Origin of the sequence: Sphingobium aromaticiconvertens, assembly GCF_037154075.1 — a bacterium.
Taxonomy (GTDB): domain Bacteria; phylum Pseudomonadota; class Alphaproteobacteria; order Sphingomonadales; family Sphingomonadaceae; genus Sphingobium; species Sphingobium aromaticiconvertens.
In genome coordinates this window covers 689,200-714,381 of sequence record NZ_JBANRJ010000001.1, presented here as the reverse complement: position 1 = coordinate 714,381, position 25,182 = coordinate 689,200, and the positions used below count along the sequence as shown (strand labels likewise).

The window sequence follows — 25,182 nt, the reverse complement described above, 5'->3', positions numbered from 1 at the left end:
CGTCGTCTTCCTGTCGAATGTCTAGGCGATAAATGAGTTCAGCGGTCCGCGCTCAAGCGGGTGCCGCAGCACGCTTGCGCGCGCTGAGAGCAACGGTGCCGATATGCAGGTCCGCCGGCATGTCGAGCACGGCGCGGAACACGTCCGTCACCGAATTATAGTGGCTGATGCCGCGCTCACGCAGGTTCAGGCCGATCTTGGCATTTTCCTGCGCGAACCGCATCGAGACATCGATCGGCCAGTTGCTGCCAGTCTTTGTCTCATCCATCATCATGCCAGCCTGCACCGTCGTCACGCGCACGCCGTCCTCCTCCAGTTCACGCGCCCACAATTCCGACATAAGTTCCACGGCCGCCTTCCCGCCCGCGTACATCCACAGCATCGGCATTTTGAGCGACACGGATTCGCTGCTGACATTGATGATATGCCCATCGCCACGCAGCAGCGGCAGCGCTTCGCGCGCGCAAAAGATTGGGCCGGCAAAATTGGTGGCCAACGACGCCATGATCTGTTCGTCGCGCACTTCCGCCAGGGTGAAGGGTTCATAGACGGCGGCATTGTTGATCAGCACGTCAATCTTTGGGTGACGCGCGGCGATGGTGGCAAAGGCCGTGCGCACGGAATCCGGGTTGCCGACATCACATTGCAAGGCGAGGTGTGCGTCCCCCAATTCCGCAGCGACCGCCTCCACCTTCGCAAGCGTGCGGCCCAGCAGCACGACCGTCTCGCCATCGGCGGCAAAGCGCCGGGCCAATGCACGGCCCAGCCCATCTCCCGCTCCAGTGATCACGATCGTCTTGCCCATGTCCTGCTCCGCTTATTCGTTCGTTTGTCCATTCAGTCCTGCACCCACCGCCGCACAGGCCGCAAGAGGCGCGCCATCGTGAGTGCGATAGTTCCATGCATCAGCCCGCAGGACGGGCGAAATCGGCCGGATAGACCGACAGATCGCCATCATAGGCGATGCCGCCCGGCCAGAAATCCGTGCCACTCACCTTGCGGAAATAATGCACTGTGCGCGCGAACGACCCTGCCGAGGAGCGCGCCTGAAACGCCACGCCGCTGGGGCTGACGCCGCGTGCGCGCGCGCTGAAATCCTTGACCGTGAACAGCAGGTCCTCAGTCTGCTGTGCGCAAAAGACCAGATCACTGCCGGGGCAATAACGCACCGGCGCGACCTGCAACGGCGACAGGCGGCCACGCTTCATCGCCACCTTGCCGGGCACACGGGTCACTTCGGGACCATGCACCTCATTATACCATTGGTGATATTCCGCTTCCCGGCCCGCGACGAAATTAGCGAGGATGATGCTGACGCCGGAAAAGGGCTGGTCGGCAACATGATTGGGGCTGGATACCCAGTCCGAATACATCACATAGCTGTGGATGCGCTCGCTCTCCATGCTGTCGTCGATCAACCCACCGTCACGCGCTTCGGCCAGCAGCGGCCCCAGCGCGGGCAGGTCGATCTCCGGCGCGGGATAGTCAAATTCATAGACGCTCATATACCGCCAGGGTTGCGGAATGTCGGGCATGACCTGCTCGGCCGTCACCTCATAGCGATCAGCAGACTGAAAGCCGCGCAGCCGCGCCACGTCCTGCCTGTGCTGGCCGTCAAACCATCCGGCATAGTCCGCCTCGCGGCCCGCCACGACATTGTGGAGATGGATGGTGGTATACAGGCTCATTCCTCAATCCCTCAACGATTGGGTTGCAGGACAGCATGGAAAATCCGGCCGCGCCAGTCCCTGCGCGCTGGCCGGCGCCATTGATCGCCGGGGCATTGAAGGACGCGAACGGTTGACGCCCCCTGCGCCTCGCCGCAGCATCCCGCTATCATCATCGCAAGCCAGTCCCCCCATGACCCCGACCACTCCCGCCACGCCCCGTTTCGCCATCTTCCGTGGCCGCGACTCCACCGATTTTGAGGAAAGCGGCCTCATGTCCACGGTTATGCCAACCCCGACGGAAATCGAAGGATCGGTGGCAGCGGTAGAAGCGGGCATGATGGCGGGCACGACCGTCCGCCTGCTATTCTCCATGCCGGGATTGAGCCTGACCCATGCCTGGTTCAAAAGCGGCTTTCCCCTCCCCCGCCACAGCCACAATGTCGACTGTCTCTATTTCATTCTGGCCGGATCGCTCCGGTTGGGCACCGAGACGCTGGGCGCGGGCGATGGCTTCTTCGTCGGGGCGGACGTGCCCTACGCCTATGTGCCCGGCGAGGAGGGCGTCGAGGTGCTGGAGTTCAGGGGATCGAACAGCTTCGACATTCGCCTGCTCGCCAACAACCCCGCTTATTGGGCAAAGGCGGTCGAAAGCGTAGTGGCGAAGCGCGACGATTGGCCGGAGGAAACCCCGCCCTCCGGCCTAAGCATCGGTTAGCGCCCGGCAAACTCCAGGATCATCGGCGCCAGCAGCGGCCAGCGGCTGAACAATCCTGCCTCCCCCGATAGCGACGTCGCGCCCCTCCAGCACCGGCCCGCCCGATCCGCTTGCGTCCAGCAGAAAATCTTCCGTGAACAGCGCGGCAAAGCCGTCCCAATCTTTGCTGTCGAGCAAGCGGCAATAGCGCGCCTTGAGATCGGCGATCGCCAGCCAGTCGGCGAAACCGGGCGCGGCCATCAGAAACGGAACCCGCGCATCTGGTTGCCGCCGTCACACAGCACGATCTGGTTGTTGATGAAGCTGCCTTCGTCGGACGCCAGAAATAGCCCCAGATTGGCGATGTCGTCCACCGTCCCCTGCCGCTTGACCGACTGCATCCCCTTCAGCCGCTCCCAATTGGACGCCTCAACGCCGCCCAACGCGGCTTCCGTCTCCATCAGTCCCGGCGCGATGCCGACGCAACGGATTTCATCGGCGCCAAACTGCTGCGCCATGGCATGGGTCAGGACATTGAGCGATGCCTTGGTAATGCCGTAGGCGGTCGCCGGGTTATAGCTCGCCATCGACGACTTGTTGATGATGACCCCCTTGGCCTTGGCCAGCGCGGGACGCAGCGCTTCGGCCAGCAACAACGGACCGATCGTGTTCACCGCGAAGAAATGCTGCCATTTCGCTTGCCCCAAACCAAAGAAACCGCGCGCAATTTCTCCCAGATGCAGCCCGGCATTGTTGATGAGCACATCGATTCGGTCATGCGCGGCCAGCACCGTCTCACCCAGCGCGATAATATCCGCTTCATTGCTCATATCGACGCGATGAAAGCTCGCCGTGCCGCCGATCGCCTCGATCATCGCCTTGCTCTCGGCCATCCCTGCTTCGTTGATGTCGGCCAGGATCAGGGTCGCCCCCTCACTCGCAAAGGCCAACGCATAGGCACGGCCCAGCCCGCCTGCGGAACCGGTGACCAGCACGGTCTTGCCGGTGAAACGATGAGCCATGGCAACTCTCTCCTGATTATGATTATTCCAGCCGGTCGAACGTCACTTTATCGATCCGCCACCCCTTCGGGGTCAGGCGGAAATGATCGCTGTAGCGGCCCATGACGGTATCGACCGCCCCGCTCTCGCGCCGCTTGAGCTTGACCAGCACCGTCCAGTCCCCGGTCGCATGATCGCCCTCAATTGCGATTCGAGGCGAATGCAGCATGTGCAGCACCCACAGGCTGTTGCCCGCAATGGCGGTACACAGGAAATCGGTGATCGCCTGCGCGCCGACCAACGGCCCCATGCCATAATGGCCGACAAAGTCCGCCGCGAAAATGTCAGCGAACAGCGCGTGCGCCTGCACCGGGTCGCTGGCGGCAAGATCGGCGGCGGCGCAATAACGGGCCTTCAGGTTGGCGATCGCCAGTGTCTGCTCCGCCCCGTCCGTCACTGGCCTTCCGCCTCCAGATGCTTCACCACCAGCGTCTTGAGATCAGCGGTCTTGATCTTGGCGCTGCCCGTCAACTTCAGGTCATCCTCGATGAAGAACAGAACGCGGCGTGGCACCTTGTAACTGGCCAGTTGCGCTTTCGCGAAATCGCGCACCGCGTTCTCGTCCAGCGTCGCCCCTTCATGACGCACGATGCAAGTCACGACCAGTTCGCCCAGCATTTCATGCGGAACGCCCACGGTCTGCGTGACCTTGACCCCCGGACAGGATTTTATGATCGCGTCGATCTCTATCGGCGACACATTGGCGCCGCCGGTCTTGATGATGTCGTTCAGCCGTCCTTCCCAGAACAGCCGTCCTTGCGCGTCGAAATAGCCCCCGTCGCCGGTGCGGAAAAAGCCATCGCCGTCCAGCGTCTCGTCCAGCGGCACACCAAGATAGCCAAGCATCAATGTCGGTCCCTTGACCGCGATCTCACCCCGGTCGCCCAACGGCACGACCGCGCCGGTCAGCGGCTCGACGATCTTGAACACATTGCCATGCAGCGGCATGCCATGACTGCCCGCGATCCGCTCCACTGGCGTACCAGAATCGAACATCGTGCTGATCGTGAACGTCTCTGTATTGCCATAGGCGGCCATCGGCTCCTGCCAGTCGGTGTCGACCGTCGGGTGCTTGCCCAGGGGCGTGTGCGTGCCGACATAATGGAGCGACGACAGGTCGACTTCGTTCCAGTTGGACGCCGCCTCCAACTGCGCCCATTGATGCGGCCAAGCAAAGGCCATCGTCGCCTTTTCCTGCTCCATCAGAGTCAGGGCTTCATCGGGCTGGAAGGTCGCCTGAAGGATCAGGCTGCCGCCCGACGACAGCGCGCCGCCGATCGCCATCGCGAAATTGCCCGACCAGAAGAAGCCATTGGCCGACCATGCTCGCGCATCCTCCTTCGCCACCAGAAACCGCTTCCAGCGCCATAGCTGGAGCGTGACGCCGCGGTGCATCGACACTATGCCCTTGGGCTTGGCGGTCGAACCGGAAGAGAAGAACAATACCCCCGGATCTGCAGGCGTCACCGTCGCCGCCCTCGCATCGACCAGCGCCCCGGCAACCGCATCGCCGCGCGCCAGGAAATCGTCCCAACCCTCGATCATGCCCGGCCCACCGCCCACCGACGCGATATGCCGCAGGAAGGGGAATTGCGGCGCGGCCAGTTCACCGGGCGCCGCCGTGCCGATCGCAGGTTCCAGCCCCGCGACCATCGCGGCAAAGTCCTTCTTCAGGACTGCCCGCTCCATCAACAACACCGTACAGGCGGAAGACTGGAGCAGATGCTCCAGTTCCGCCGGGGTGGAGAAGGTGCTGATCGTCGTCGCAACGCCCCCCGCCAACGCCGTGCCAAACACCGCCGACAGAAATTCGGGCCGGTTGGTCATCAACACGCCGACGCGCGTGCCCTTGCCCACACCGCAGGCGATCAAGGCGCGCGCCACCGCATTGGCGCGCGCCCACAATTCGTCATAGGACCAGCGCGTGACGCCCTGCGCCTCGTGCATGACCAGCGCCTCGCGGGGACCGGAACGTTGCGTAACCTCGCGCAGCCATCCGCCCAGCGTGAGCGAGCCAAGGCCCGGCTCTTCGCTCAGCGGCGGACCTGCGACGATCGAAAGCGGTGTTGCAGACATTCCGGTCCCTTGTTCTGGCAGCTATTTAGCGATTCACATCGACGATGATGCGTCCACGCACCTTGCCCGCCAGCAGATCCGACGCAGCGGACACCGCTTCGCCCAGACTGATTTCATGGGCGATCACACCCAACAGCGCGGGGTCCAGATCGCGGGCCAGCCGCTCCCATGCGCCCAGACGACGCGCCTTGGGCGCCATCACGCTGTCGACGCCCAACAGCCGCACGCCGCGCAGGATGAAAGGCATGACCGTGACCGGGAAATCCGCGCCCTGTGCCAGACCGCACGCCGCGACCGCGCCGCCATAGCGCGTCTGGGCGCAGGCATTGGCGAGGGTGAAGCTGCCAACCGAATCCACGACACCGGCCCAGCGCTCCTTCTGCAACGGCTTGCCCTTTTCGGACAGTTCCGCGCGGTCGATGATCGTGTCGGCGCCCAACTGCTTGAGATAGTCGGTTTCCGATGCCTTGCCGGTCGATCCGGCCACCGTGAAGCCCGCCTTTTTGAGCAGCGCCACCGCGACGCTACCGACGCCCCCGGTCGCGCCCGTCACCAAAATCTCGCCCTGATCGGGGGTGATGCCCGCATTGACCAGCGCCTCGACGCACAGCGCAGCAGTATAGCCCGCCGTGCCGATCGCCATGGCCTGTGCGGGGGTAAAGGCGGCGGGCAGCGGCACCAGCCAGTCGCCCTTCAGCCGCGCGACTTGGGACAGGCCGCCCCAATGACCTTCACCCACGCCCCAACCGTTCAGCACGACCTTGTCGCCCGCCTTCCAGTCGCCATGGCTCGATTCACGCACCGTGCCCACCAGGTCAATGCCCGGCACCATCGGGAATTTGCGAACCACGGGCGAGGAGCCGGTGATGGCCAGCCCGTCCTTATAGTTGAGCGTCGAATAGGCGACGTCGATCGTGACATCACCCTCGGGCAGTTGACTCTCGTCCACCTGCGCCAGTGCAACGCTCTGCTTGTCGTCGGTCTTGTCGATCACAATGGCTGAAAACATCTGGTCAGTCCTTTTTACAGAAAGGGGAATGAAAATCGGAGACGGCCGGTCATGACGACGACGCAGCCTTGGCGGGTGCCTTTTCAGGGCGCTCGTCTCTCAGCCGCTCGGCAATTTGTGGAAAACGCTCGGCCCGCATCGATCCGTACAGGCTAAGTCGCAGGCATTCCTGCGCCAGACGACGGGCAAGCGGGCGACGTTCTTCCTCGCTGCGCGCATGGGAACGCGCCCATATCGGCCACAGGAACGCCCCGGCGAGCATCAGCACCGACAACACCTCGGCATCGACACCGTCTTCCGCCAGGTCGCTGTCGGCGAAGCGCTGCAATGACCCTTCATATTCGCGCCAGAAGGGATCAGCCATGGGATCGGGCGACGCCAGCAACTGAAGCAGCCAGATGCGGCACAGTTCGGGATTATCCATTGCAAAGTTGGCCACGCGATCGGTGGTGTCGGCGACATCAACCTGTTCTACCCGGCGTTCGCCAATCGTCTCCGGATCGCCAAAGACATCCCTGAACATCCGGTCGGACACCCATTCAGCGGTTGCCGCGATCAGGTTTTCGCGGGTCTCGAAATGCTGATAGGCGGTGCCGCGATTGACTCCGGCCAGGGCCGCAACTTCCGACAGGCTGATGCCCTCCGGGCCATCCTTGGCCAGCAAGGCCCGCGCCGCCTCCAGGATCGCCTCGCGCGTGGCCACCGGGTCCCGGGACCGTCTTTTGCGAATTTCCGTCATGCGCCGCACCTCATTTGATAGTCGATTTCCGTCCTCGCTCCTCATATGCAACCCCAAATTCAAGGCGGGGTTGCCGATGAAAGTAGCCGCGCATATCAACAACACCGCTGTTCATCAGGCAAGACTATCAAGCCGTCGGTCGATCGATCTACCGCCCCCATCCCTGACCGCCATGCCGCCAGAGTCAACCGAAGGTCAGGCTTTCTATCGCAGCATCCCACGATCATCGCTCCCGCGAAGAAGCGCGGCAGGAAAATGGGCCAAAATGCAATCGGCCGGACAACCCAAAGGTTGCCCGGCCGATTCCTTGCTCAGTGACATGGAGGTCATATGAGCGGCGCTGCGATCACCGCGAACCGAAGAAGAAGCGCACGTTTAGACCGAACTCACGAGGTGGCGTGACCGTCGCACCGGTATAGGTGCTGGTGAAGGTCTGTGCCGCCGTAGTGGCGCCCGTTGGCGTGAAGCCAGTGATTTGCTGATAAGGCGTGAACAGCGGCGTCGTGCGCGTTAAAACCTTGGTCGTGTCGAACAGATTCTTGGCGAACAGCGACACTTCCCACGCACCCTCGGGATCACGGATGCCGGCATAAAGATTGGCAAGAGCGAACGCGCCGACATTGTCGAAATTGTTCGCCGGATCGCCCTGCGACTTGCCGCTATAGTTGACCAACCCGCGCAGGAACCCGTCGACCTTGTCCGTAACCGGCAGCTTATATTCGCTCTGCAAGGTCGCGGTGAAGGGCGGCAGGAAGGCGGCGCGCTGGCTGACCGCGCAAGCGGACAGGTTGTTCGCACCGACGGCGGCCTGCAACTGCGCCAACGACGGTGCCGAGCCAACCGCGTCTGGGACGCCATCGCCGTTCAGGTCATTGCAGGGGATCGTGCCATTCTTGATCTTGCCGATCGAATAGCTGGCGGTCAGGCCGACATTCCAGCGATCGCTGATGTCGAGTTGCAGTTCGCTTTCCAGCCCCTTCACGGTAACTGGCACCGCACCTACGAAGTTGAAGGAACCGACCTGCTGCGCCGTACCAGTCACCACGCCCTGCGCGTTGCGAATGGCGACGGTGTTCACATAATAGACGCCGTTATTGGGCACGCGGAACGGGAAGTTCTTATACTTCTGATAATAAGCGGTCATGTTGAAACGCGCACGGCCACCCAGCAACGTGCTCTTGAAGCCAGCTTCATAGGATTTGGATGTTTCTGGCGGCAAGTTGAGGAAGGATTTTTCCAGCGCCGACTGCGCGATATTGAAATCGCCAACGACATTGATGCCGGGACGGAAGGAACTGCCGGTGCTCAAATAGACCAGCAGGTCAGGCGTGAAATTATGCTTGATCGACCCGCTGTAGATCAGCTTCTTCACATCCTGCGCGTCCGACGCGATGGTGTTGCCGTTCACCGCCAGGAAGTTTTGCGACTTGTACTTGATCTGGCGCAGGCCGCCCGACAATTCGGTGGCTTCGCCCAAATGCGCGGTCAGATTACCAAAGAACGACTGCTCATGCGAGTTACCAGTGCGCAAAACATTGGTAATCGCAACCTGCGCAATGCCGCCGCCAAGGGAAGTGGGTAAACGCACGATCGTCGGCGAAGTCAGGGCCGTCGGTGGATTCAGCTTACTGTCGAAGAAGCCGACGACATAGTCGAACATGCCCGCGACACGTTCTTGATTCTGAAGGCGGATTTCATGCGAAGTACCCTTTGCAACCGTATCGGTGATCTGGTTGATGTCACGACCAGGGAAGAAGTTGCCGTCATCGACATTGTCGGTCGACACCAACTGCTGCTTTGAATGCTGCCCCTGATAGATCAGCCGCTGACCCATGCCGGCAAATTCGGCGCGCCAGTTGTAGATGTCGAAACGCTGGTTGATGGTGCGCGGCTCTTCCTGGATCGACAGGCGATCCTTGGCCGTGATCAGCACATCGCTGGGCGCAGCGGCCGGATTGACTTCGCTAAAGGAAATCGCCTGGTCATAGGTCCGCGCGTCGCGGTCCATATATTGATAGCTACCCTCCAGCTTGATCCAGTCAGCAGGCTCGACCAGGCCACTGACCCGACCACTTTTTGTGCGCGAATGCGGGCTGACATTACTGTAGATCGACCGCACGCGATCACCTTCATTCTCGTCCCACAAGCCAGCGACGCGGATTGCCGCGATGCCGGGGATAATCGGCACGTTGAGGCCGCCCTTGAAGTTCAGGGTGCCGATATCGTTACCCGTCATGTCCAGGAAGCCGCCAATCTCATTGAGATCGGGCTTGCGCGTGGTGATGGTGATTGAGCCGGACGGCGAGGCGCGTCCGCGCAGCGTACCCTGCGGGCCGCGCTGCACTTCGATCTGGCCGATGTCGTACATCTGCTGAAGGATCACGCCGGGCGAGATCGGCGCGTCATTATAATAGAATTCGACCGTACCGTTGTTGCCGCTGGCGTTCGCATCGAAATTGACGCCGCGCAGACGGGCGTTGCCGCCGATGCCATTGGCGTTGACCGAAAGGTCAAGGCCCGGCGCCAGCGTCTTCACTTCGGTAAATTCACGGAAATTGAGGTTGCCGATCGCGGCCGCCGTCACGGCATTGATCACCGCAGGCACATCCTGCACGTCTTCTTCGCGGCGACGCGCTTCGACGATGATGACGTTGGGGTCATAGGTTTCGCGCACGACCGGTTGGGCAGCATCCTGCGCGGCGACCTGCATCGGTGCAGCGAGCGCCATGACGCTCGCGCCCATCAGATAATAAGTGGACATGGTCTTCACTTGGTAGCCTCCCCATATGAAGCCGCCGCAGGACCATATCCCGACAACGGCCGTTCTTCTTGTTCTTGTTGCGCGCCCGTTATGCCCGATATTTGGCCCGCGAAAAGTCCACAGCCCGGCTGTTCGGCCACATATCGCCGCTGCGTTTCTGTGGGCCGTCGATTCAACGCCGGGGCGGTTTCGTGTCCCATTCGAGGCCCCCGCGTCAGCGCGGCTGGACGCTCCTCCACCCCCACCGCAGACTGCCATCTCAATCTTCGAGGGAGAGGCACATGGACACAGGACTGGCGGGAACCGTCGCCATCGTCACCGGCGCAACCGCCAATATCGGCCGCGCCATCATCCTGGGCCTTGCAACGGAGGGCGCAGCAGTGATCGCCGTCGGTCGTGACCGGGCGGCAGGCGAGAAGCTCGTCATGCTCTGCAAGGAAAGGGGCGCGGCCGATGCCTGCTTCGTCGCCGCCGACCTGACCGATCCCGCCGCCCCCGCCGCCATCATGGAGGCCGCGCAAATGCTGGGACCGGTCGGCGTGCTGGTCAACAATGTCGGCGGTAATGTCGGCGCTGGCTTTTTCGCGGATTCCGATCCTGCCAGTTGGGCGGGCGACATGGACCTCAACTTTGGCACCCTGCTGCGCATGACCCATGCCGCGCTGCCCGGCATGATCGCCCGCAAGACCGGGACCATCGTCAATATCGGTTCTACTGCGGGGCTTGTCGGCGACTATATGTTGCCCGTCTATTCCGCGGCCAAGGCGGCGGTGCATGGCTTTACCAGAGTGCTTGCCAAGGAAGTCGGCCAGCATGGCATTCGCGTCAACTGCGTCGCCCCCTATGGTACGGTGTCGACCGACCCCGATGCGTTCAGCCAGGGCAGCCGCTTCAACCGCGACAATGGCTTTTTCACCAAGGCTTTTGCTGGAACCAGCCCGGAGGATATGGCGAAACGCGCGCGCCAGACCGTGCTTGGCCGCCCCGTGGCGGATGCGAACGAAGTCGCCTCGCTCGCCGTCTATCTCGCCTCGCCCCGTGCGAGTTTCATCACCGGACAGGTCTATCCAGTGGATGGGGGCAGCCTGCTGTAAAGCCGGCCACCCCCTCGATTTAAAAGATCAGGCGTCCGGCGGACCGAAGCGGAAGACCGCCAGCTTGTTGCCGTCCAGATCCCGGAAATAGGCGCCATAGAAACCGTTCGGATCATCACCGCGGATGCCCGGCTTGCCTTCGCATTTGCCGCCAAGCTCCAGCGCTTTTGCATGGACCGCATCCACCACAGCGCGACTGGGTGCCTGTATACCGGCCTGATTGCCATTGCCCACGCTGGCCTCACCCTCGAACGGTTTGCCGATCAGCAGCATGGCGCTGTCGGTGCTCTTATAAGCCACCAGACCGGGCCGGTCATAGGCACGAACGGCGCCGAGCAACGGTGCGATTCCGTCATAAAAGCCCTTCGCGCATTCCAGATCGCGTGTACCGAATCGTGCCATAGTAATCATATGCGTCTCTCCTTTATCGTCCGCCCATAGCCGCCCAGCGTTCGGGCTGCATCCAGACATATTCGATATAGTGCCCCAACCACGCGCGCGTATCGAGATAGATGAACTGGAGCATCCCCGGCGTCCCGCCCTTCAGCACGACGGGATAGGGCTGTTGTTCGACCTGCGCCATAAAGGCATCCCAATCATCTACGATCTGGCAAATATGGTGAAAGGACAGCCGGTCGTCGCCGGGCAGCGCATCACGATACAGCGCCAGCACATCGCCTTCCTTGGGCTGGATCAGTTCGAACTGCATGTCGCCGACCCAGACGAAAGCGAGTTTTTGCACGCCCTTGCCTTCTCCCTGCGGCGTCCAAAGCTGTACCGGCACCTCGATCTCCGACAGGGTGCGAACATCGGCGCGCTGCTTGAACTGGGCGACCGCCTTGTCGACATCACGGGTGACATAGGCATTTTGGAAATGACGTCCGACGATCATGGCTCAGCCTTCCCGTGCGATATCATAGCGTGACAGATAGCGCTCGAATTTCGGCGCCAGTTCTTCGACCGACAGGCCATATTGGGCCAGCTTATAATCATGCTTGCCGAACTTGCCCTGCGGGTTGGCGTCCAGCCACGCCTGCATCGCCGCCTCGGCCTCCGGCGTCAGCACGTCGCCCAGCGACACATAAAGCCGCCGCATCGCCGCCATCGGATCTGCCATCAGGTCGGCATAATGAACGTCGATCATGCTGTCCTGCCCATGTTTGTCGCGATAATCGAGCATCCGCTCGGCATGAAGCACCGCCTGATAGGTGCAATTTTCCTTCAGCCAATCGGTATTGACCCGACCCATGAAGCCCATATGCGCCAGACTGATGATCGAGCAGAAACTGCCCATCGCGGTAAAGGGATCGCGGTGCGTCCACACCAGCCGCGCATCAGGATAGACCGCTTTGATCGTATCCAGCCAAAGACTGTGGCTGGGCATTTTCAGGTTCCATGTCCCCGGCGCATCGGCCTGCAACAATTGCAGGAAGCGCTTGTGATAGGTGTAGGCCGACGTCATGTCGGTCGAGAATAGCCAGTCGCGATAATTGGGCAGCTTCCCCCGCGATTCCAGCGCCAGCGCCTTGAAATCATGCGCCATGAAAAAGATGCACTCATTGGGATAGACCGCCGAGTTGCGATAATATTTGCCCATCTCCGGCCGCGCGGCCAGCATAGCCTTTTCCTGCTCCAGACGCGCAGTGGCGCGCGGGTCACTTTTCAGCGTCGCAGACGTCGCGGGCGGCACCGGGTCGTCGATCTCCCATGTCAGCGGCGACCGGCGCGCCGGATCGCAGGCCAGCAGGTTGTTGAGCAGGGTGGTGCCGGTGCGCGGAATGCCGAACACGAACACAGGCCGCTCGATCGGACGGTCAAGCAGTTCAGGACGCTGCTCCAGATACGCGGTGGTCTTCAGCCGGTTGGACAACAGGTCCACCAGACTGGTCTGCATCCGGGCATGGCCGCTATCCGACAGTCCGGCCTTGTTGGCGTCGGCCAGCAGGACATCCAGCCCCTCCCGCCAGCTATTGGAATCGAACCGGTCAAGGTCGGTTGCCGTCATGGCCTGTTCGACCAGCGCGTCGGCGACGAGCGGTGCAGTCATCCTGTTTCTCCTGATGGCGCTATTTTTGCGGTCATCATGAGCAGCGCCAACCCGCCCGCCAATCGCGATATATGCAGCGATCGGGCCGGATCATCGACAACAGGCCACAACACCTTCAACGCAATTGATGCAACTGCCGCTGGCGAAACTGGCTGGGCGTGGCCCCGGTCGCGCGACGAAAGGCGAAGGCAAAACTGGAGGGGGAGGCAAAGCCCAGAGAGAAGGCGATCGCCTTGATATTCTCCTCGCTGCCCAGCATTCGCTTGGCCAGATCGATCCGCATCTGGGCGATATGGTCGCCAATGGAGCAGCCCCGGCTCGCGCGAAAGCCGCGCGTCAACTGACGTGGCGACAGCGCACACAGCACCGCCAACTCCTCCAGCGAGGGCGCTACACCCAGTTGTTGGAGCCGTTCGTCGATCAACCGCAATCGCCACGACGCAAGGCCCCCGGTGATCGGCCCTTCGGCAATCGCCTGGCAATAGCGCGCGACCTCGATCGCCAACTGCCCCGTGATCATCTCCACCAGCACCTCGCTACCGGGACCGGGACGGCTCACCTCCTGCGCCAGACGAAACAGGCAGGACCGCATATAGGGATGGGTAATATCCAGCCCCGCCGCCAGCCGCTGATCGGTCCATTCGATGCCGCCATCCAGCCAGCGGTCGATCGCCAGGGCGTCGATCTCGCAGATGATCGACGCCTGATTGCCACCCCGGTCGCTCCGCAAATGCAGCGCCTCGCCCGGCGGCACGAGGAAGATTTCGCCCAATCGCTCGAACCGATGTGGTCCCCAGCGATCGCTATAACAGCCGCGCGCCTTTTCCGGCCGGGGCGTCAGGCACAGATCCAGCCAATAATGGGTGTCGCGGCGAAAGATGCGATTGGTCGGCTTGTCGAGATGCAGCCGCATGATTCGCGCCGTCGCCATGCCGACCGATAGCTCCGCCTCGTACACCGAGTCCGCATAGCTCTCCGCTGGCATGCTCACGCCTCTCATCTGTGTCCTTATTGCCGTAATATGGCTTGATTTCTATAGCCTCGTCAATTGCGACCCGGTCCGCACTGGCAGACAGTTAAGCCTTAGGCACGACCATCAGGCAGATGGCGGAACTGGAGAGAATGATGACAAAGGGTCTTTTCGACTGCACGGGCAAAGTTACGTTGGTAACGGGCGGCAATGGCGGCATCGGCCTGGGCTTTGCGCGCGGCGTCGCGAAAATGGGCGGCGACATCGCCATCTGGGCGCGCAACGCGGACAAGAATGCGGCGGCGAAAAAGGATCTTCTGGCCGCTGGCGCCAAACGAGTCGAAACCTATGCCGTCGATGTGTCGTCGGAAGAGGCCATCGTCGATGGCTACGCCAAGCTGCTGGCCGATTTCGGTCGCCTCGATTGCGTCTTCGCCAATTCGGGCCGCGCATCGAAAAGCCGGTCGGTCCTGACACTGGACGCGCAGGAATGGCATGACCTGCTGGCCGTCAACCTCCACGGCGCCTTCTTCACCCTGCGCGAAGGTGCAAAGGCGATGGTCGCCCGCGCAGAGGGGGGCGAACCGGGCGGCAGCCTCGTCTATTGCGGCAGCCTGTCGATGTTCCACGGCATATCGGGGATCAACAATTATGCCGCGTCCAAGGGCGGCATGGGCGCGGTCATGCGCGGCATGGCGGCGGAACTGGGCAAGTTCGAGATCCGCGCCAATTCAATCGCGCCCGGCTATATCAAGACCGGCATCGGCGGCGGCCAGGATGATATGAGCGAGGAAATGAAGGTACGCATGGCTGCGGTCGACGCCCATTTCTCGGCCAAGACGCCCATACATCGGCCCGGCAAGATTGAGGATTTTGAGGGCATCGGTGCCTATCTGTGCAGCGACGCCTCGCAATATCATTCGGGGGACACGATCGTCATCGACGGCGGCAGCCTGATCTATCCGCCCTACGCTTTTTGATGACCGGAAGGACTTGAACCCATGCGCCTTCTCAACATCCATGACGTGAACGACGTTCGGCTCGACCCCTATGAACGACCGGAACCCGGCCCGAAGGACGTGGTCGTCAAGATGAAGGCCTGCGGCATCTGCGGCAGCGACCTGTCCTATATCAAGAATGGCGGCATCCCCGGCCCCGGCAAGCTGACGGCGTTGGGCCATGAGGGCGCGGGCGAAATCCTGATCGTCGGCAGCGATGTCGCAGGTGTCAGTGTCGGCCAGAGCGTCATCATCAACCCGATGATGACCCCCAGCTATATCGGCAGCGGCGGCCCGGAAGGCGCCTTTACCGAGGAACTGCTGGTCCGCGACGCGCGTCTGGGTGACAGCTTGCTGCCAATACCCGCAGGCATCCCTTATGACGTCGCGGCGATGTGCGAACCGCTGTCGGTGGCGATGCACGGCGTCAACCGGGCGCAGGCGAAAGCAGGCGACCGGGTCGTCATCTTCGGCTGTGGCCCGATCGGCCTTGGCATGATCCTGTGGGCCATTGATCGCGGCTGCAAGGACGTGATCGCGCTCGATCTGGCAGAGGAACGACTGGAGCGCGCCCGCGCATTGGGCGCCCACACGGTCAACCCGGCGCAGGAAGATACGATCGCGCGGATCAAGGAAATCCACGGTACAGTCACGGTCTTCGGACGGGAGAAATCGCAAACCGACGCCTTTATCGACGCGGCGGGCGCGCCCTCCATCCTGCGCGACGTCGTGACGCTGGCCAAAACACACGCCCGCCACGTCATCACCGCCGCCTATATGAAGCCCATCGAACTGCCCGCCGGACCGATGCTGACCACGGAAATGACCATCACCACGGCGGTTGGTTATCCGACCGAAATGCCCGACGTGATCGCCGCCATGCCGCGCCTGAAGGACAAGATCGCGGCGCTCATCAGCCACAAACTGCCCTTCGACCGGGTGATCGAAGGGCTGGATATCGCCGCAAAGCCGCAATCGGCCAAGGTCATGATCGAATTTGAGGGAGCTGCCCTATGAGCGAGAAACCCCAAACCCCAGCCCAAACACCGCTGGGCGCTCTCGTCATGGCCGGCGAAGGCCAGACCAGCGCCGAAAAGATCGCCGACGGCATCTTCATGGTGAAGGATATTTCCAACGCCTATCTGGTAACGACCGCCGACGGCGACCTGCTGGTCAACACCGGCTTCCTGGGGAATGGCGCGCGCAACAAGGGGCTGTTCGCCCCGCAGCGCACCGGGCCGCTCAAACATATCATCGTCACCCAAAGCCACGCCGACCATTATGGCGCGCTGCCCGATCAGCAGGAGCCGGGGACGCAGATCATCACCGGCGCTGGCTTTACCGACACCGCCAATTTTTTCGACCGGCTCGCGCCCTTTCTCGGCCGCCGCTCAGGCAAGCTCTGGGCGTCGATGACCCGGCGCGACGGCCCACCGCCGAAGCCGCCGGTTATCAAACCCGACATCGAAGTGTCGCAAACTTACGCCTTCGAACAGGGTGGCCGCCAGTTCGAGGTGGTCAAAACCCCCGGCGGCGAAGCGCTCTGCTCGGTCTTCGTCTGGATGCCGCAGGACCGCATCGTCTTTACCGGCAACCTGTTCGGCCCGGTGTGGCGCGCCATGCCCAATCTGGTGACGATGCGCGGCGATCGGCCCCGGCTGGTGCGCGCCTATCTCCAGTCGGTCGAACAGATCCGCGCGCTGTCACCGGACCTTGTCATTACCGGCCATGGCGAACCGATCCGGGGGGCCGAGACAATCCGCGCTGATCTCCACGCCATGCACGCCGCCGTCTCCTATATTGAGCACGAGACGATCGCGGGCATGAATGAAGGCAAAAGCGTGCAGCAATTGATGCGCGAAATCGCCCTGCCCGACCCCCTCAGGATCGGCGAATTTCACGGCAAGACGTCCTGGGTGGTTCGCGCCATCTGGGAGGAGAATGCGGGCTGGTTCCATTATGAGGACGGCACCACCGCGCTTTACGGCGTGCCGCGTTCGGCGGTGAATGGCGACCTTGCCGAACTGGCGGGGGGCGCGGACGCCCTCGCCACACGGGCCAAGACCCATGTCGAGGCAGGACGCGCGCTCGAAGCCATCCACCTCACTGACATCGCGCTTGATGCCGCCCCAGCCCACGCCGCGTCGTTGACGGTCCGCAAGGCCGCGCACGAACATCTGCTGGCGCTGAGCGGCGGCACCAATCTGTCCGAAACCATGTGGCTGAAGGCTGAAATCGCCGACGCCGAAAAGCGGCTGTCAGCAGCCTGATGCTGCAAGAGCATAAGAAATAAGGAAAGAGGATCATGACAACCACATTGGCCAGGCTTGACGCCGACGCCCTGCTCACCGCCGCCCGCGCTCAGACCGGGCTTTCCAGCGTGGGTGACGAGAACATCCTTGAGGGACTGCAGATACTGGTCGACAGCATCAATCATGAAGCAAAACTGACCGAGGCGGCGCAGGACCGCTGGGCGCAGATGATCACCGCGACCCTCGCCAACCGGCTACAGGTTGAGGATTGGCTTGCCCGCCATCCCGAATTGCTGGAGCGACCAATCGAAAAACCGATGTTCGTCTTCGGCCTGCCGCGCACCGGCACGACGCTGACCATAAACCTGCTGAACGCGGATCCGACCCGCCGCAGCCTGCTCCGCTGGGAAGCCTTTGCCTCCGCGCCGCCCGCCGCAGCCGGAACGCTGCGTAGCGATCCGCGCTATGTGGCCGAGCAGGAGCGGCTTAACATGTCGCTTAAATATGCGCCGCATATTTCGGCAATCCATCATGAGGACGCCGACAGCCCGACCGAATGCCAGTTTGCGATGTCCCCGTCCTTCTGCGCCCAATATTATGATTCGGTGCTGCATATTCCCAGCTATCGGAAGTGGTTTTTCGAGACGAGCTACCTGCCCGCCTTCCGCTATCACAAACGTCTGCTGCAACTGCTTCAGGCCGAAAATGACGGGCGCTGGACGCTCAAAAATCCGTGGCATCCGCTCTATCTGGATGACCTGAGGACCGTCTATCCCGATGCCCAGCTGGTCATGACCCATCGCGATCCTGCCGATGTCGTGGGGTCCGCGTGCAGCCTTGTCCATAATGTCCGCAAGATGTTCAGCGCCGACGTCGATCCAGTGGAGATCGGCCAGTCGCTCCTTCAGACCTTTGACCTGATGATCGCGCGCATGGCCGCCTATCGCGAGAAACATGGGCAGGATTCGATCCACGACATACAATATGCCGATCAGCTACGCGATCCGATCGGGGAAATGCGGCGGCTTTACGCCCGCTTCGACGAACCCTTCACCGCGCAAACCCAGGCATCGATGCAGGCGTTCCTTGACGACAACCCGCAGGGCAAGCATGGCAAGCACAGCTATAGCCTTGAGGATTACGGTCTGAACCGTAAACAGGTCCACGCGCATTTCCGCGACTATACCGACCGTTTCTCCATCCCATGCAAGGCGTGACCCCATGACACAGGACGCCCACACGATCGCACGAAGCTTTTTTGCCGCCCTGTCAGCCGCTGATTTGCCCGATACGTTGCTGACGCCGGACATGACTGCCTGGACTACTTCGTCAGGCGTGGCGTCCGAAAAGACATCGTATCAGCGCGGCGTCGCCATGCTTGGCACACTATTCGACGGCGGCCTCAGCTTCACGGTGGAGTCACTGACGGCGCAGGACGACCGGGTCGCGGCGGAGGTCCGCTCCCACGGCACACTCGTCAATGGCGAGCCGTTCGCGAATCGTTATGTCTTCATCCTGCGCCTGCGCGACGGGCGCATCGCGTCGGTCGCGGAGCATTTCGATCCCACGCCCGTGCAGGAAAAAATCCGCCCGCTGATCCAGGCGGCCATGGCCCGCAAAGGCCCCTAAACTTTACCAAGCCCTTTGCTCGCCATCGCGAAACTGTGGCGCAGATGGTCGATATGGCCGGTCGGCGCGGGCGGGAAGAGCAGCGCGTCATCGGTGTCGCGGATCGCCGCCATCTGCTCGTCCATCTGCTCGATGGTCCAGGACGGACGAAAAACGCCCTGCGTTTCGGCGACATAGGCGCGCGCAACCCGACCGGCCATGGAGATCAGCATCTCCCCACTGATCGAGCAATTCTCATGCGCCAGCCAGCCGACGGCAGGGGCCACCAGCTCGGGGTCCATCGGCGGATAGGCGCTGGTGTCGAGTCCCTCGGCCATGCGCGTCACCGCGCCGGGCAGGATCAGGTTGCTCTTCACCCCATGCGCCGCCCCCTCGATCGCGGCGACGTTGGACAGGCCGATCATCCCGGCCTTGGCGACGCTGTAATTCACCACATTCTCATTGCCGTAGAGGCCGTTGATGGAGCCGGTAAGGACGATGCGCCCATAGCCTGCCGCGCACATATGCGGGAAGGCCGGGCGCACGACATGGAAGGCGCCGCGCAGATGCACGTCCAGCACCGTCTCGAAATCCGCATAGCTGAGTTCGCTGAGCGACCCACGCCGCACGATCCCGGCATTGTGGATGAGAATGTCGATCCGCCCGAACGTGTCGAGCGCCGCATCAATGATCGCCTGCCCCCCCTGGGCCGTGGCGACCGATGCGGTGGAGGCGACCGCCTGCCCGCCCGCATCGCGAATCTCGCGCACCACGTCTTCGGCAGGACCTGCATCAATGCCTTCGCCACCCATGCCAACACCTGGATCGTTGACGACTACCTTCGCGCCGCGTGACGCCAGCAGCAGCGCATAGGCCCGCCCCAGCCCGCGTCCCGCGCCGGTGATCACCGCCACGCGATCGTCAAACCGCCACTCCGCCATTGCGTGCTCCTCTTGCCTGTTCTGATTACGCACAGGATGTAGCGCCGCTTGCGCCCATTCCCTATCCCCGCTCCCGCAGTATCGCGTGGGCGACGTCTCAGGCGACGATCTTGTCGGCGCGCAGCTTCGCGATGGCGGCGGCGTCCAGGCCCAGCAGGTCGGACAGGATCGCCTCGCTATGCTCGCCCAGCACAGGCGGCGCGCTCGGCACCGGCTGCACCTGATCGGCAAAGCGGAAGGGCCGATTGACGATCGGGATTTTCCCCAGCGTCTTGTGATCGGTTTCCACCACCATTTCGCGCGCCACCGCCTGCGGTTGGGCCAACGCCTGGCTTATGCCCAGGATCGGGGCGTGTGGCACCTGATGCGCAGCAAACAGAGTGGCCAACGCTTCCACCGTCTGCGCGCGGGTAAAGTCGGACAGCAGCGCATTGACCGCCTCCCGCTGATCGCGCCGCTTTTCGATCGTGTCGAACCGCGGATCGCTCGTCAGTTCGAGCCGCCCCAGCGCCGCACAAATGCGACCCCAGAAAGCGTTGGTGAGGCAGGCGACCACGATCGACCCGTCGCGTGCGGGGAACGTGCCATAGGGCACCAGATTGGGATGCTGCGACCCTTGCGGCGTGGGGTCTTCGCCGGTGAAGAAGGAGAGTTGCGCCAGATAGCCCAGCATCCCGATCATCCCGTCCATCAGGCTGATGTCGATCAGCCGCCCGCGCCCGGTCGCATGCCGTTCGTGCAGGGCCGCAAGGATCGCGATCGGCCCGTTGATCCCGCCGATCAGGTCGCCCAGCGGTATTCCCAGTTTCGTGGGCAACCCGCCCGGTTCGCCATTGACGCTGAGCGCGCCCGACATCGCCTGAAGCACGATGTCGAAGGACGGCCGGTCCTTAAGCGGCCCGGTCATGCCAAAACCGGAAATCGCGCAATAGATCAGGCCCGGATGCAGCGCCGACAGCGCGTCATAGCCAAGGCCCAGCCGGTCCATCACGCCGGGCCGGTAATTTTCGACGACAATGTCGCACTGGCAGGCCAGATCGCGGACCAGCGCCACGCCTGCCTCGGTTTTGAGGTCGATGACGATGCTTTTCTTGCCGCGATTGACGCTCAGGAAATAATGGCTCTCGCCATCGCGCAGCGGCGGGAAGGTGCGGGTTTCGTCGCCCGTCCCCGGCGGCTCCACCTTGATGACTTCCGCACCCAGATCGGCCAGCGCCAGCGACGCGGCTGGTCCCGCCAGCACACGCGTAAAATCCAGCACGCGGACATCCGAAAGGGGGCCGGGCCAGGGGGCGGATGGAGCGTCTGTCATAGGTCGTGCATCAGCCCCGTCCCGTCACTCCGACGGCAAAAGCGGAAAAGGGGGCTACGCATCGCGCAGCCCCCTCCCCTTTTACTTGCCAGCCTTGCTGGGCAGTTCGGCGATCGAGGTGCCGAACGCTGACATCTCACCACGATGGGTCGTCGCTTCCTGGCGGATTTCGACGAACTTCTTGCCGTTTTCCTCGAACTTGCGAACGACGGTGCCGTCGATGTAGATCGCGTCGCCATCGGGATTGTGACGGCGGATCTGGCACTTGCTCTTGGTCAGGAAGCCATCGTCACCAATCCAGTTGGTGATGTGATGGGTCAGCCAGCTGCAACGCTCCGGACCATAATCATAGGCGCCAGGCGCGCCGACTTCGAGAGCGAACGCCTCGTCCCAATGCACGCGCTCGGGGCAGTCAGGCACATTGAAGCGATTGCGGATACCCAGACCGGGATGGGCCTGCTGCATCTGGTTGGCCAGCTTGTTGGCGCGGATATAAAGGCCACCCCAACCCTGTGCATAGCAGATGAAGCCGGTGACGGTCATCGGCCCCTTCATCATGCGGGGAAGCTGTTCGCCTTCCTTGACGTCTTCCCAATAACGGGGGGTCGAACCGCGCACTTCCTCTTCCTGATACAGGCGGGTGAACTCTGCCAGCTCTTCCTCGGTGTACTGCTCCACGCGGCCACGGGCTTCGGTGTATTTGGTGCCGCGCTCGCGGGCCTCGTCGCGGTCGGTGCGGAATACCCAGCTATCGCCCTCGGCAACCTTGTCACCCGACTGGTTGAAGAAGTCGACATGGTAGATCTGCTGGAAAGAACGACCGGCGAACTTGGTCTGATGCTCGACCAGATCCTTGAGATAGGCTTCGGTGCGGATTGTGTCGTTGCGCAGCACCGGCTTGTGCCAGGTCCAGTCAGCGCCCGCCCACATGGCATGAACGCCCGACAGGCCCCCGCAATAGCCCGAAATGATGCGGCTGGTCGTGAACATGAAGCTCGGCAGCGCGACGATCGAGCCATATTTGGTCTTCGCGGCATAGTCAGGATCGGTCCACAGCGGATTGTCGTCACCGATGCCATGGGCATAGTGGCGGATCGCGTCGCGCGTGGCTTCATAGTTCCAGGGCTCGACCGTGTTCTCGATCTTGACGCCGATGCGCTTGCGCAGATCGTCCAGACCCTCTTCGGTAATCTTCGGGAATTTATTGGTTGTGGGTTCTGCCAGTGTTGCCATGATTTCTTCTCCTGAAATGTCCGTTGGCGCGTTCGTTAGTGGGCCGCGACGAGTGCGGCCTTGGCGGCTTCACGGTCGCGCAAAACCTTGCGGTGGACCTTGCCCGCCGGGGTTTTGGGAAGGTCGGATACAAATTCAACGACGCGCGGAAATTCATGCCGCGCCAGCTTTTCCCGCGTGAAGTCCTGCAATTCCTTGACGAGCGCGTCGCTGCCCTCGCAATTGGCGATGACGAAGGCCTTCACCACCTGACCGCGCTTCTCGTCGGCCACGCCGATGACCGCGCATTCCAGCACATTGCCGTGTTTGAGCAGCGTATTCTCGATCTCGACCGCGCTCATCGTCCAGCCCGCCGAAATGATGACGTCATCCGCCCGGCCGCAATGGTAGAAATAGCCGTCGGCGTCGATCTTCGCGCGATCCTTGGTGGTTTCCCACTTGTCGCGCCGCCACAGCATCAGTTCACCAATCTCGCCGGGATCGGACGGCGTGCCATCGGGGCGCTGCACTTGCAGCGTCTGCCCCGGCACCGCCTTGCCCAGCGAACCCGGCTTCACCGCGAAATCGTCAGCGCCCGGATAGTTGACCAGCACCACGCCAATCTCGGTCGTGCCGTACATGGAACAGGCAGGCACCTTGAAATAAGCGTCGATGAAATCCAGCGTTGCGGGATCAATCGGCTCGCCCGTGTAGGACAGCTTCTTGAAGTGGAAGCGGAAATCATCCACCTTCCCGCTATTCTTCATCATGCGATAATGGGTCGCGGCCGCCGACATATTGGTGATGCCATAATCGTCCAGCGCCTTCATCAGCCGAACCGGATCGAAGCGCCCCGCAAAGGTGCCGGTCGTCACGCCCAGCCCCAGCGGCGCCAGCGTACCGTGCCACAGACCATGACCCCAGGCCGGCGAGGACGGGCAGAAAAACTCGTCCCCCGGACGGATGCCGGTACCGTAGAGCGCGGCGAACATCAGCGTTACCAGCGCGCGATGGCTATGCTTGACCGCCTCCGGCAGTTCGCGCGTCGTGCCTGACGTATATTGGAAGACAGCGAGGTCGTTCGCCTTGGTCTTGGGCGCATAAGTGACCGGGAATTTCTCGATCTCGTCCAGCAGCCCGTCGTCCGCGACGATGACGCGCGGCCCGGTCATGCTGCGGGCCAGATCAGCTTTTTCCGCGTTGGTGATGAGGATCGTCGGCTTGCAGTCATCCACCCGCAGGCGCAGCGCATCGGGACCGAACAGGGTGAACAGCGGCACGCTGATCGCGCCGGTCTGCATCGCCCCGAACAGGCAGACATAGAAGGGCAGCGACGGCTCCAGCATGAAGGCGATGCGTTCACCCGGCTGAACACCCTCGGCATCCAGCCAATGGGCGAAGCGCGCCGCGCCCGCAGAGATCCTGTCAAAGCTCAACAGCTCGTCGCGACCATCGGCATGGGCGATGCGGACTGCCGGGCGGCCCGATCCATCCGCATGACGCGTGATGCATTCATGCGCGATGTTCAGGACGCCGCGGTCGCCATCGAACAGCGCCCACAAGGCCTCCGAACCGGCATGCGCCTGTGCATCGGCATAGCTCTGATAGTCGGTCAGCTTGGCCATGATTCCCAATCCATTCAATATGGAGAACAGCCGAAAGACCATGCCACCACGATGATCCGCTGATGTCACACCGACTCATTTGTTGTAAATGGTGAATGATGTTCGATATTTTGAATGACAAGGCCATCGGCACTGCGATACAAGTCGGGTATGAGCGACACCCTCCCCACCCGCCCGGCGCGCGCGCCCTCAACCGTCCGCCCATCTACCGTCAGAAAAGTCGCGAAGGCGGTCAAGGACAGCAAAGCCCCCGCCATCGCCCGCGCGGCTGCGATCCTGCGCTTGCTGGGCAAGAGCGACCGACCGCTCGGCGTGCAGGCAATCGCCAAGGAACTGGGCCTTGTGCCCAGCACCTGCCTCTACGTCCTGCGCGCACTGACGGAGGAGGAACTGGTCGCCTTCGATTCCGATACCAAACGCTATGCGTTGCAGGCGGGCGTGCTGACCCTAGCGCGCCACTGGTTGCAGCGCGATCCGTTCAACGACCTGGCCCAGCCCCTGCTGGATCGGCTCGCCCAGACCCATGGCGTTACCATGCTGGGGGTTCAGGCCGTCGGCCTCGATCACATGATCGTGGTGGCGATTTCGCAATCGGGCCGCAATTTCCAATTGAGTACCCAGGTCGGCAGCCGCTTCCCCGCACTCATCAGCGCCACCGGCCGCTGCATCGCCGCCTTTGGCGATTATCCGGAAGCAGAACTGGAGGCCCGCTTTCATACTCTGCGCTGGGATGATCCGCCCAACTATGCGCAATGGCGCGAACAGGTCAACGAAACCCGCGCGCAGGGCTTTGCGGTCGATGAAGGTCAATATATTTCGGGGGTTACGGTCGTTTCAGCACCGGTATGGAAGGCGCCGGGCCGTCCTGTTCATGCGCTCGTCGCGATCGGCATCGGCGGCGCACTCAAGCGCAGCGGTCTTGCCGATCTGGAGGATGCACTGCTCACCGCGACCCGCTCGCTCAGCGTCCAGCTATGTGGCGACGCCACGGGGGGTCAGCCCCGCTGATGCCCCCTGACACTCCCCCGGCCGACGTCCCGCCGCATGGACTTTGGAACCGGAATGGGGAAGGATCGGCACCAACCGCGCAAGAGCGCATTTACGATATGCAAC

Annotated in this window: 24 protein-coding genes and 1 pseudogene; 8 read left to right on the top strand and 17 right to left on the bottom strand. The window is 62.4% G+C overall.

All coding sequences use genetic code 11. The annotated features are described in order from the left end of the window. Window positions 1-52: 52 nt before the first annotated feature. Together WFR25_RS03610 and WFR25_RS03605 are read right to left on the bottom strand one after the other, a co-directional pair. Entirely contained in the window at window positions 53-805 is a 753-nt protein-coding gene (locus WFR25_RS03610) for an SDR family oxidoreductase (protein ID WP_336968604.1), read from the bottom strand. Window positions 806-905: 100 nt separating this feature from the next. Beyond that, entirely contained in the window at window positions 906-1,688 is a 783-nt protein-coding gene (locus tag WFR25_RS03605) for a hypothetical protein (protein ID WP_336968603.1), read from the bottom strand. 172 nt (window positions 1,689-1,860) lie between these two features. On the opposite strand from WFR25_RS03605, the gene WFR25_RS03600 reads away from it, so the two are divergent. Then, complete coding sequence (locus WFR25_RS03600; protein WP_336968600.1) at window positions 1,861-2,385, top strand: cupin domain-containing protein; 525 nt, start codon at window positions 1,861-1,863, stop codon at window positions 2,383-2,385. Between the two features lie 54 nt (window positions 2,386-2,439). Here the strand turns inward: WFR25_RS03600 and WFR25_RS03595 are convergent. The 7 genes and pseudogenes from WFR25_RS03595 to WFR25_RS03565 all read right to left on the bottom strand — a co-directional run. Next, window positions 2,440-2,625: pseudogene (locus tag WFR25_RS03595) on the bottom strand (nuclear transport factor 2 family protein); the annotation flags it as partial. Beyond that, complete coding sequence (locus WFR25_RS03590; RefSeq protein WP_336968597.1) at window positions 2,625-3,386, bottom strand: SDR family NAD(P)-dependent oxidoreductase; 762 nt, start codon at window positions 3,384-3,386, stop codon at window positions 2,625-2,627. The pseudogene WFR25_RS03595 and the gene WFR25_RS03590, both read right to left, overlap by 1 nt. 22 nt (window positions 3,387-3,408) lie before the next feature. Then, window positions 3,409-3,822, bottom strand: coding sequence for a nuclear transport factor 2 family protein (locus WFR25_RS03585; RefSeq protein WP_336968596.1), 414 nt, complete (start codon window positions 3,820-3,822; stop codon window positions 3,409-3,411). Then, entirely contained in the window at window positions 3,819-5,501 is a 1,683-nt protein-coding gene (locus tag WFR25_RS03580; RefSeq protein ID WP_336968593.1) for a class I adenylate-forming enzyme family protein, read from the bottom strand. Before WFR25_RS03580 ends, WFR25_RS03585 begins: the two co-directional genes overlap by 4 nt. Window positions 5,502-5,526: 25 nt before the next feature. Next, window positions 5,527-6,510 (bottom strand): acrylyl-CoA reductase (NADPH), encoded by a 984-nt coding sequence (gene acuI / locus WFR25_RS03575; protein WP_336968591.1) that lies wholly within the window; start codon window positions 6,508-6,510, stop codon window positions 5,527-5,529. Window positions 6,511-6,559: 49 nt separating this feature from the next. Continuing rightward, complete coding sequence (locus WFR25_RS03570; RefSeq protein ID WP_336968589.1) at window positions 6,560-7,249, bottom strand: TetR/AcrR family transcriptional regulator; 690 nt, start codon at window positions 7,247-7,249, stop codon at window positions 6,560-6,562. Window positions 7,250-7,595: 346 nt separating this feature from the next. Continuing rightward, window positions 7,596-10,019: a TonB-dependent receptor gene (locus tag WFR25_RS03565; protein ID WP_336968586.1), complete on the bottom strand. Its 2,424-nt coding sequence runs from the start codon at window positions 10,017-10,019 to the stop codon at window positions 7,596-7,598. Window positions 10,020-10,291: 272 nt separating this feature from the next. Here WFR25_RS03565 and WFR25_RS03560 point away from each other — a divergent pair, with 272 nt between their 5' ends. Then, entirely contained in the window at window positions 10,292-11,104 is an 813-nt protein-coding gene (locus tag WFR25_RS03560; RefSeq protein WP_336968583.1) for an SDR family NAD(P)-dependent oxidoreductase, read from the top strand. A 27-nt stretch (window positions 11,105-11,131) separates the two neighbouring features. Here the strand turns inward: WFR25_RS03560 and WFR25_RS03555 are convergent, their stop codons facing one another. The 4 genes from WFR25_RS03555 to WFR25_RS03540 form a co-directional block, all read right to left on the bottom strand. Further along, window positions 11,132-11,515: a VOC family protein gene (locus WFR25_RS03555; RefSeq protein WP_336968582.1), complete on the bottom strand. Its 384-nt coding sequence runs from the start codon at window positions 11,513-11,515 to the stop codon at window positions 11,132-11,134. Window positions 11,516-11,528: 13 nt separating this feature from the next. Next, window positions 11,529-11,996, bottom strand: coding sequence for a VOC family protein (locus tag WFR25_RS03550; RefSeq protein ID WP_336968580.1), 468 nt, complete (start codon window positions 11,994-11,996; stop codon window positions 11,529-11,531). A 3-nt stretch (window positions 11,997-11,999) separates the two neighbouring features. After that, entirely contained in the window at window positions 12,000-13,151 is a 1,152-nt protein-coding gene (locus WFR25_RS03545) for a sulfotransferase family protein (protein WP_336968577.1), read from the bottom strand. A gap of 115 nt (window positions 13,152-13,266) precedes the next feature. Then, window positions 13,267-14,136 (bottom strand): helix-turn-helix transcriptional regulator, encoded by an 870-nt coding sequence (locus WFR25_RS03540; RefSeq protein ID WP_336974646.1) that lies wholly within the window; start codon window positions 14,134-14,136, stop codon window positions 13,267-13,269. Between the two features lie 140 nt (window positions 14,137-14,276). Between WFR25_RS03540 and WFR25_RS03535 the strand changes: the two genes are divergently transcribed. From WFR25_RS03535 to WFR25_RS03515, 5 genes are read left to right on the top strand one after another with little or no spacing between them, the layout of a single operon-like run. After that, window positions 14,277-15,101 carry an SDR family NAD(P)-dependent oxidoreductase gene (locus WFR25_RS03535; RefSeq protein WP_336974645.1) on the top strand — a complete coding sequence of 275 codons (825 nt, stop codon included), beginning with the start codon at window positions 14,277-14,279 and terminating at the stop codon, window positions 15,099-15,101. Window positions 15,102-15,122: 21 nt separating this feature from the next. Beyond that, window positions 15,123-16,136 (top strand): zinc-dependent alcohol dehydrogenase, encoded by a 1,014-nt coding sequence (locus WFR25_RS03530; RefSeq protein WP_336968575.1) that lies wholly within the window; start codon window positions 15,123-15,125, stop codon window positions 16,134-16,136. Beyond that, window positions 16,133-17,389, top strand: coding sequence for an MBL fold metallo-hydrolase (locus WFR25_RS03525; RefSeq protein WP_336968573.1), 1,257 nt, complete (start codon window positions 16,133-16,135; stop codon window positions 17,387-17,389). Before WFR25_RS03530 ends, WFR25_RS03525 begins: the two co-directional genes overlap by 4 nt. A gap of 35 nt (window positions 17,390-17,424) precedes the next feature. After that, a complete protein-coding gene (locus WFR25_RS03520) occupies window positions 17,425-18,588 on the top strand; it encodes a sulfotransferase family protein (protein ID WP_336968571.1) in 1,164 nt (387 codons plus the stop codon). A 4-nt stretch (window positions 18,589-18,592) separates the two neighbouring features. Beyond that, window positions 18,593-19,000 (top strand): nuclear transport factor 2 family protein, encoded by a 408-nt coding sequence (locus WFR25_RS03515; RefSeq protein WP_336968568.1) that lies wholly within the window; start codon window positions 18,593-18,595, stop codon window positions 18,998-19,000. Here WFR25_RS03515 and WFR25_RS03510 read toward each other — a convergent pair. From WFR25_RS03510 to WFR25_RS03495, 4 genes are all read right to left on the bottom strand, one after another. Continuing rightward, a complete protein-coding gene (locus WFR25_RS03510; protein WP_336968566.1) occupies window positions 18,997-19,920 on the bottom strand; it encodes an SDR family NAD(P)-dependent oxidoreductase in 924 nt (307 codons plus the stop codon). The genes WFR25_RS03515 and WFR25_RS03510 overlap by 4 nt on opposite strands. A gap of 97 nt (window positions 19,921-20,017) precedes the next feature. Beyond that, the gene (locus WFR25_RS03505; protein ID WP_336968564.1) at window positions 20,018-21,232 is read right to left on the bottom strand and encodes a CaiB/BaiF CoA transferase family protein; all 1,215 of its coding nucleotides are present in this window, start codon (window positions 21,230-21,232) and stop codon (window positions 20,018-20,020) included. Between the two features lie 81 nt (window positions 21,233-21,313). After that, window positions 21,314-22,465, bottom strand: coding sequence for an FAS1-like dehydratase domain-containing protein (locus WFR25_RS03500; RefSeq protein ID WP_336968562.1), 1,152 nt, complete (start codon window positions 22,463-22,465; stop codon window positions 21,314-21,316). 35 nt (window positions 22,466-22,500) lie between these two features. Continuing rightward, complete coding sequence (locus WFR25_RS03495) at window positions 22,501-24,069, bottom strand: acetate--CoA ligase (RefSeq protein WP_336968560.1); 1,569 nt, start codon at window positions 24,067-24,069, stop codon at window positions 22,501-22,503. 150 nt (window positions 24,070-24,219) lie between these two features. Between WFR25_RS03495 and WFR25_RS03490 the strand changes: the two genes are divergently transcribed. Further along, window positions 24,220-25,077 (top strand): IclR family transcriptional regulator, encoded by an 858-nt coding sequence (locus WFR25_RS03490; protein WP_336968559.1) that lies wholly within the window; start codon window positions 24,220-24,222, stop codon window positions 25,075-25,077. The last annotated feature ends 105 nt before the right edge of the window (window positions 25,078-25,182 follow it).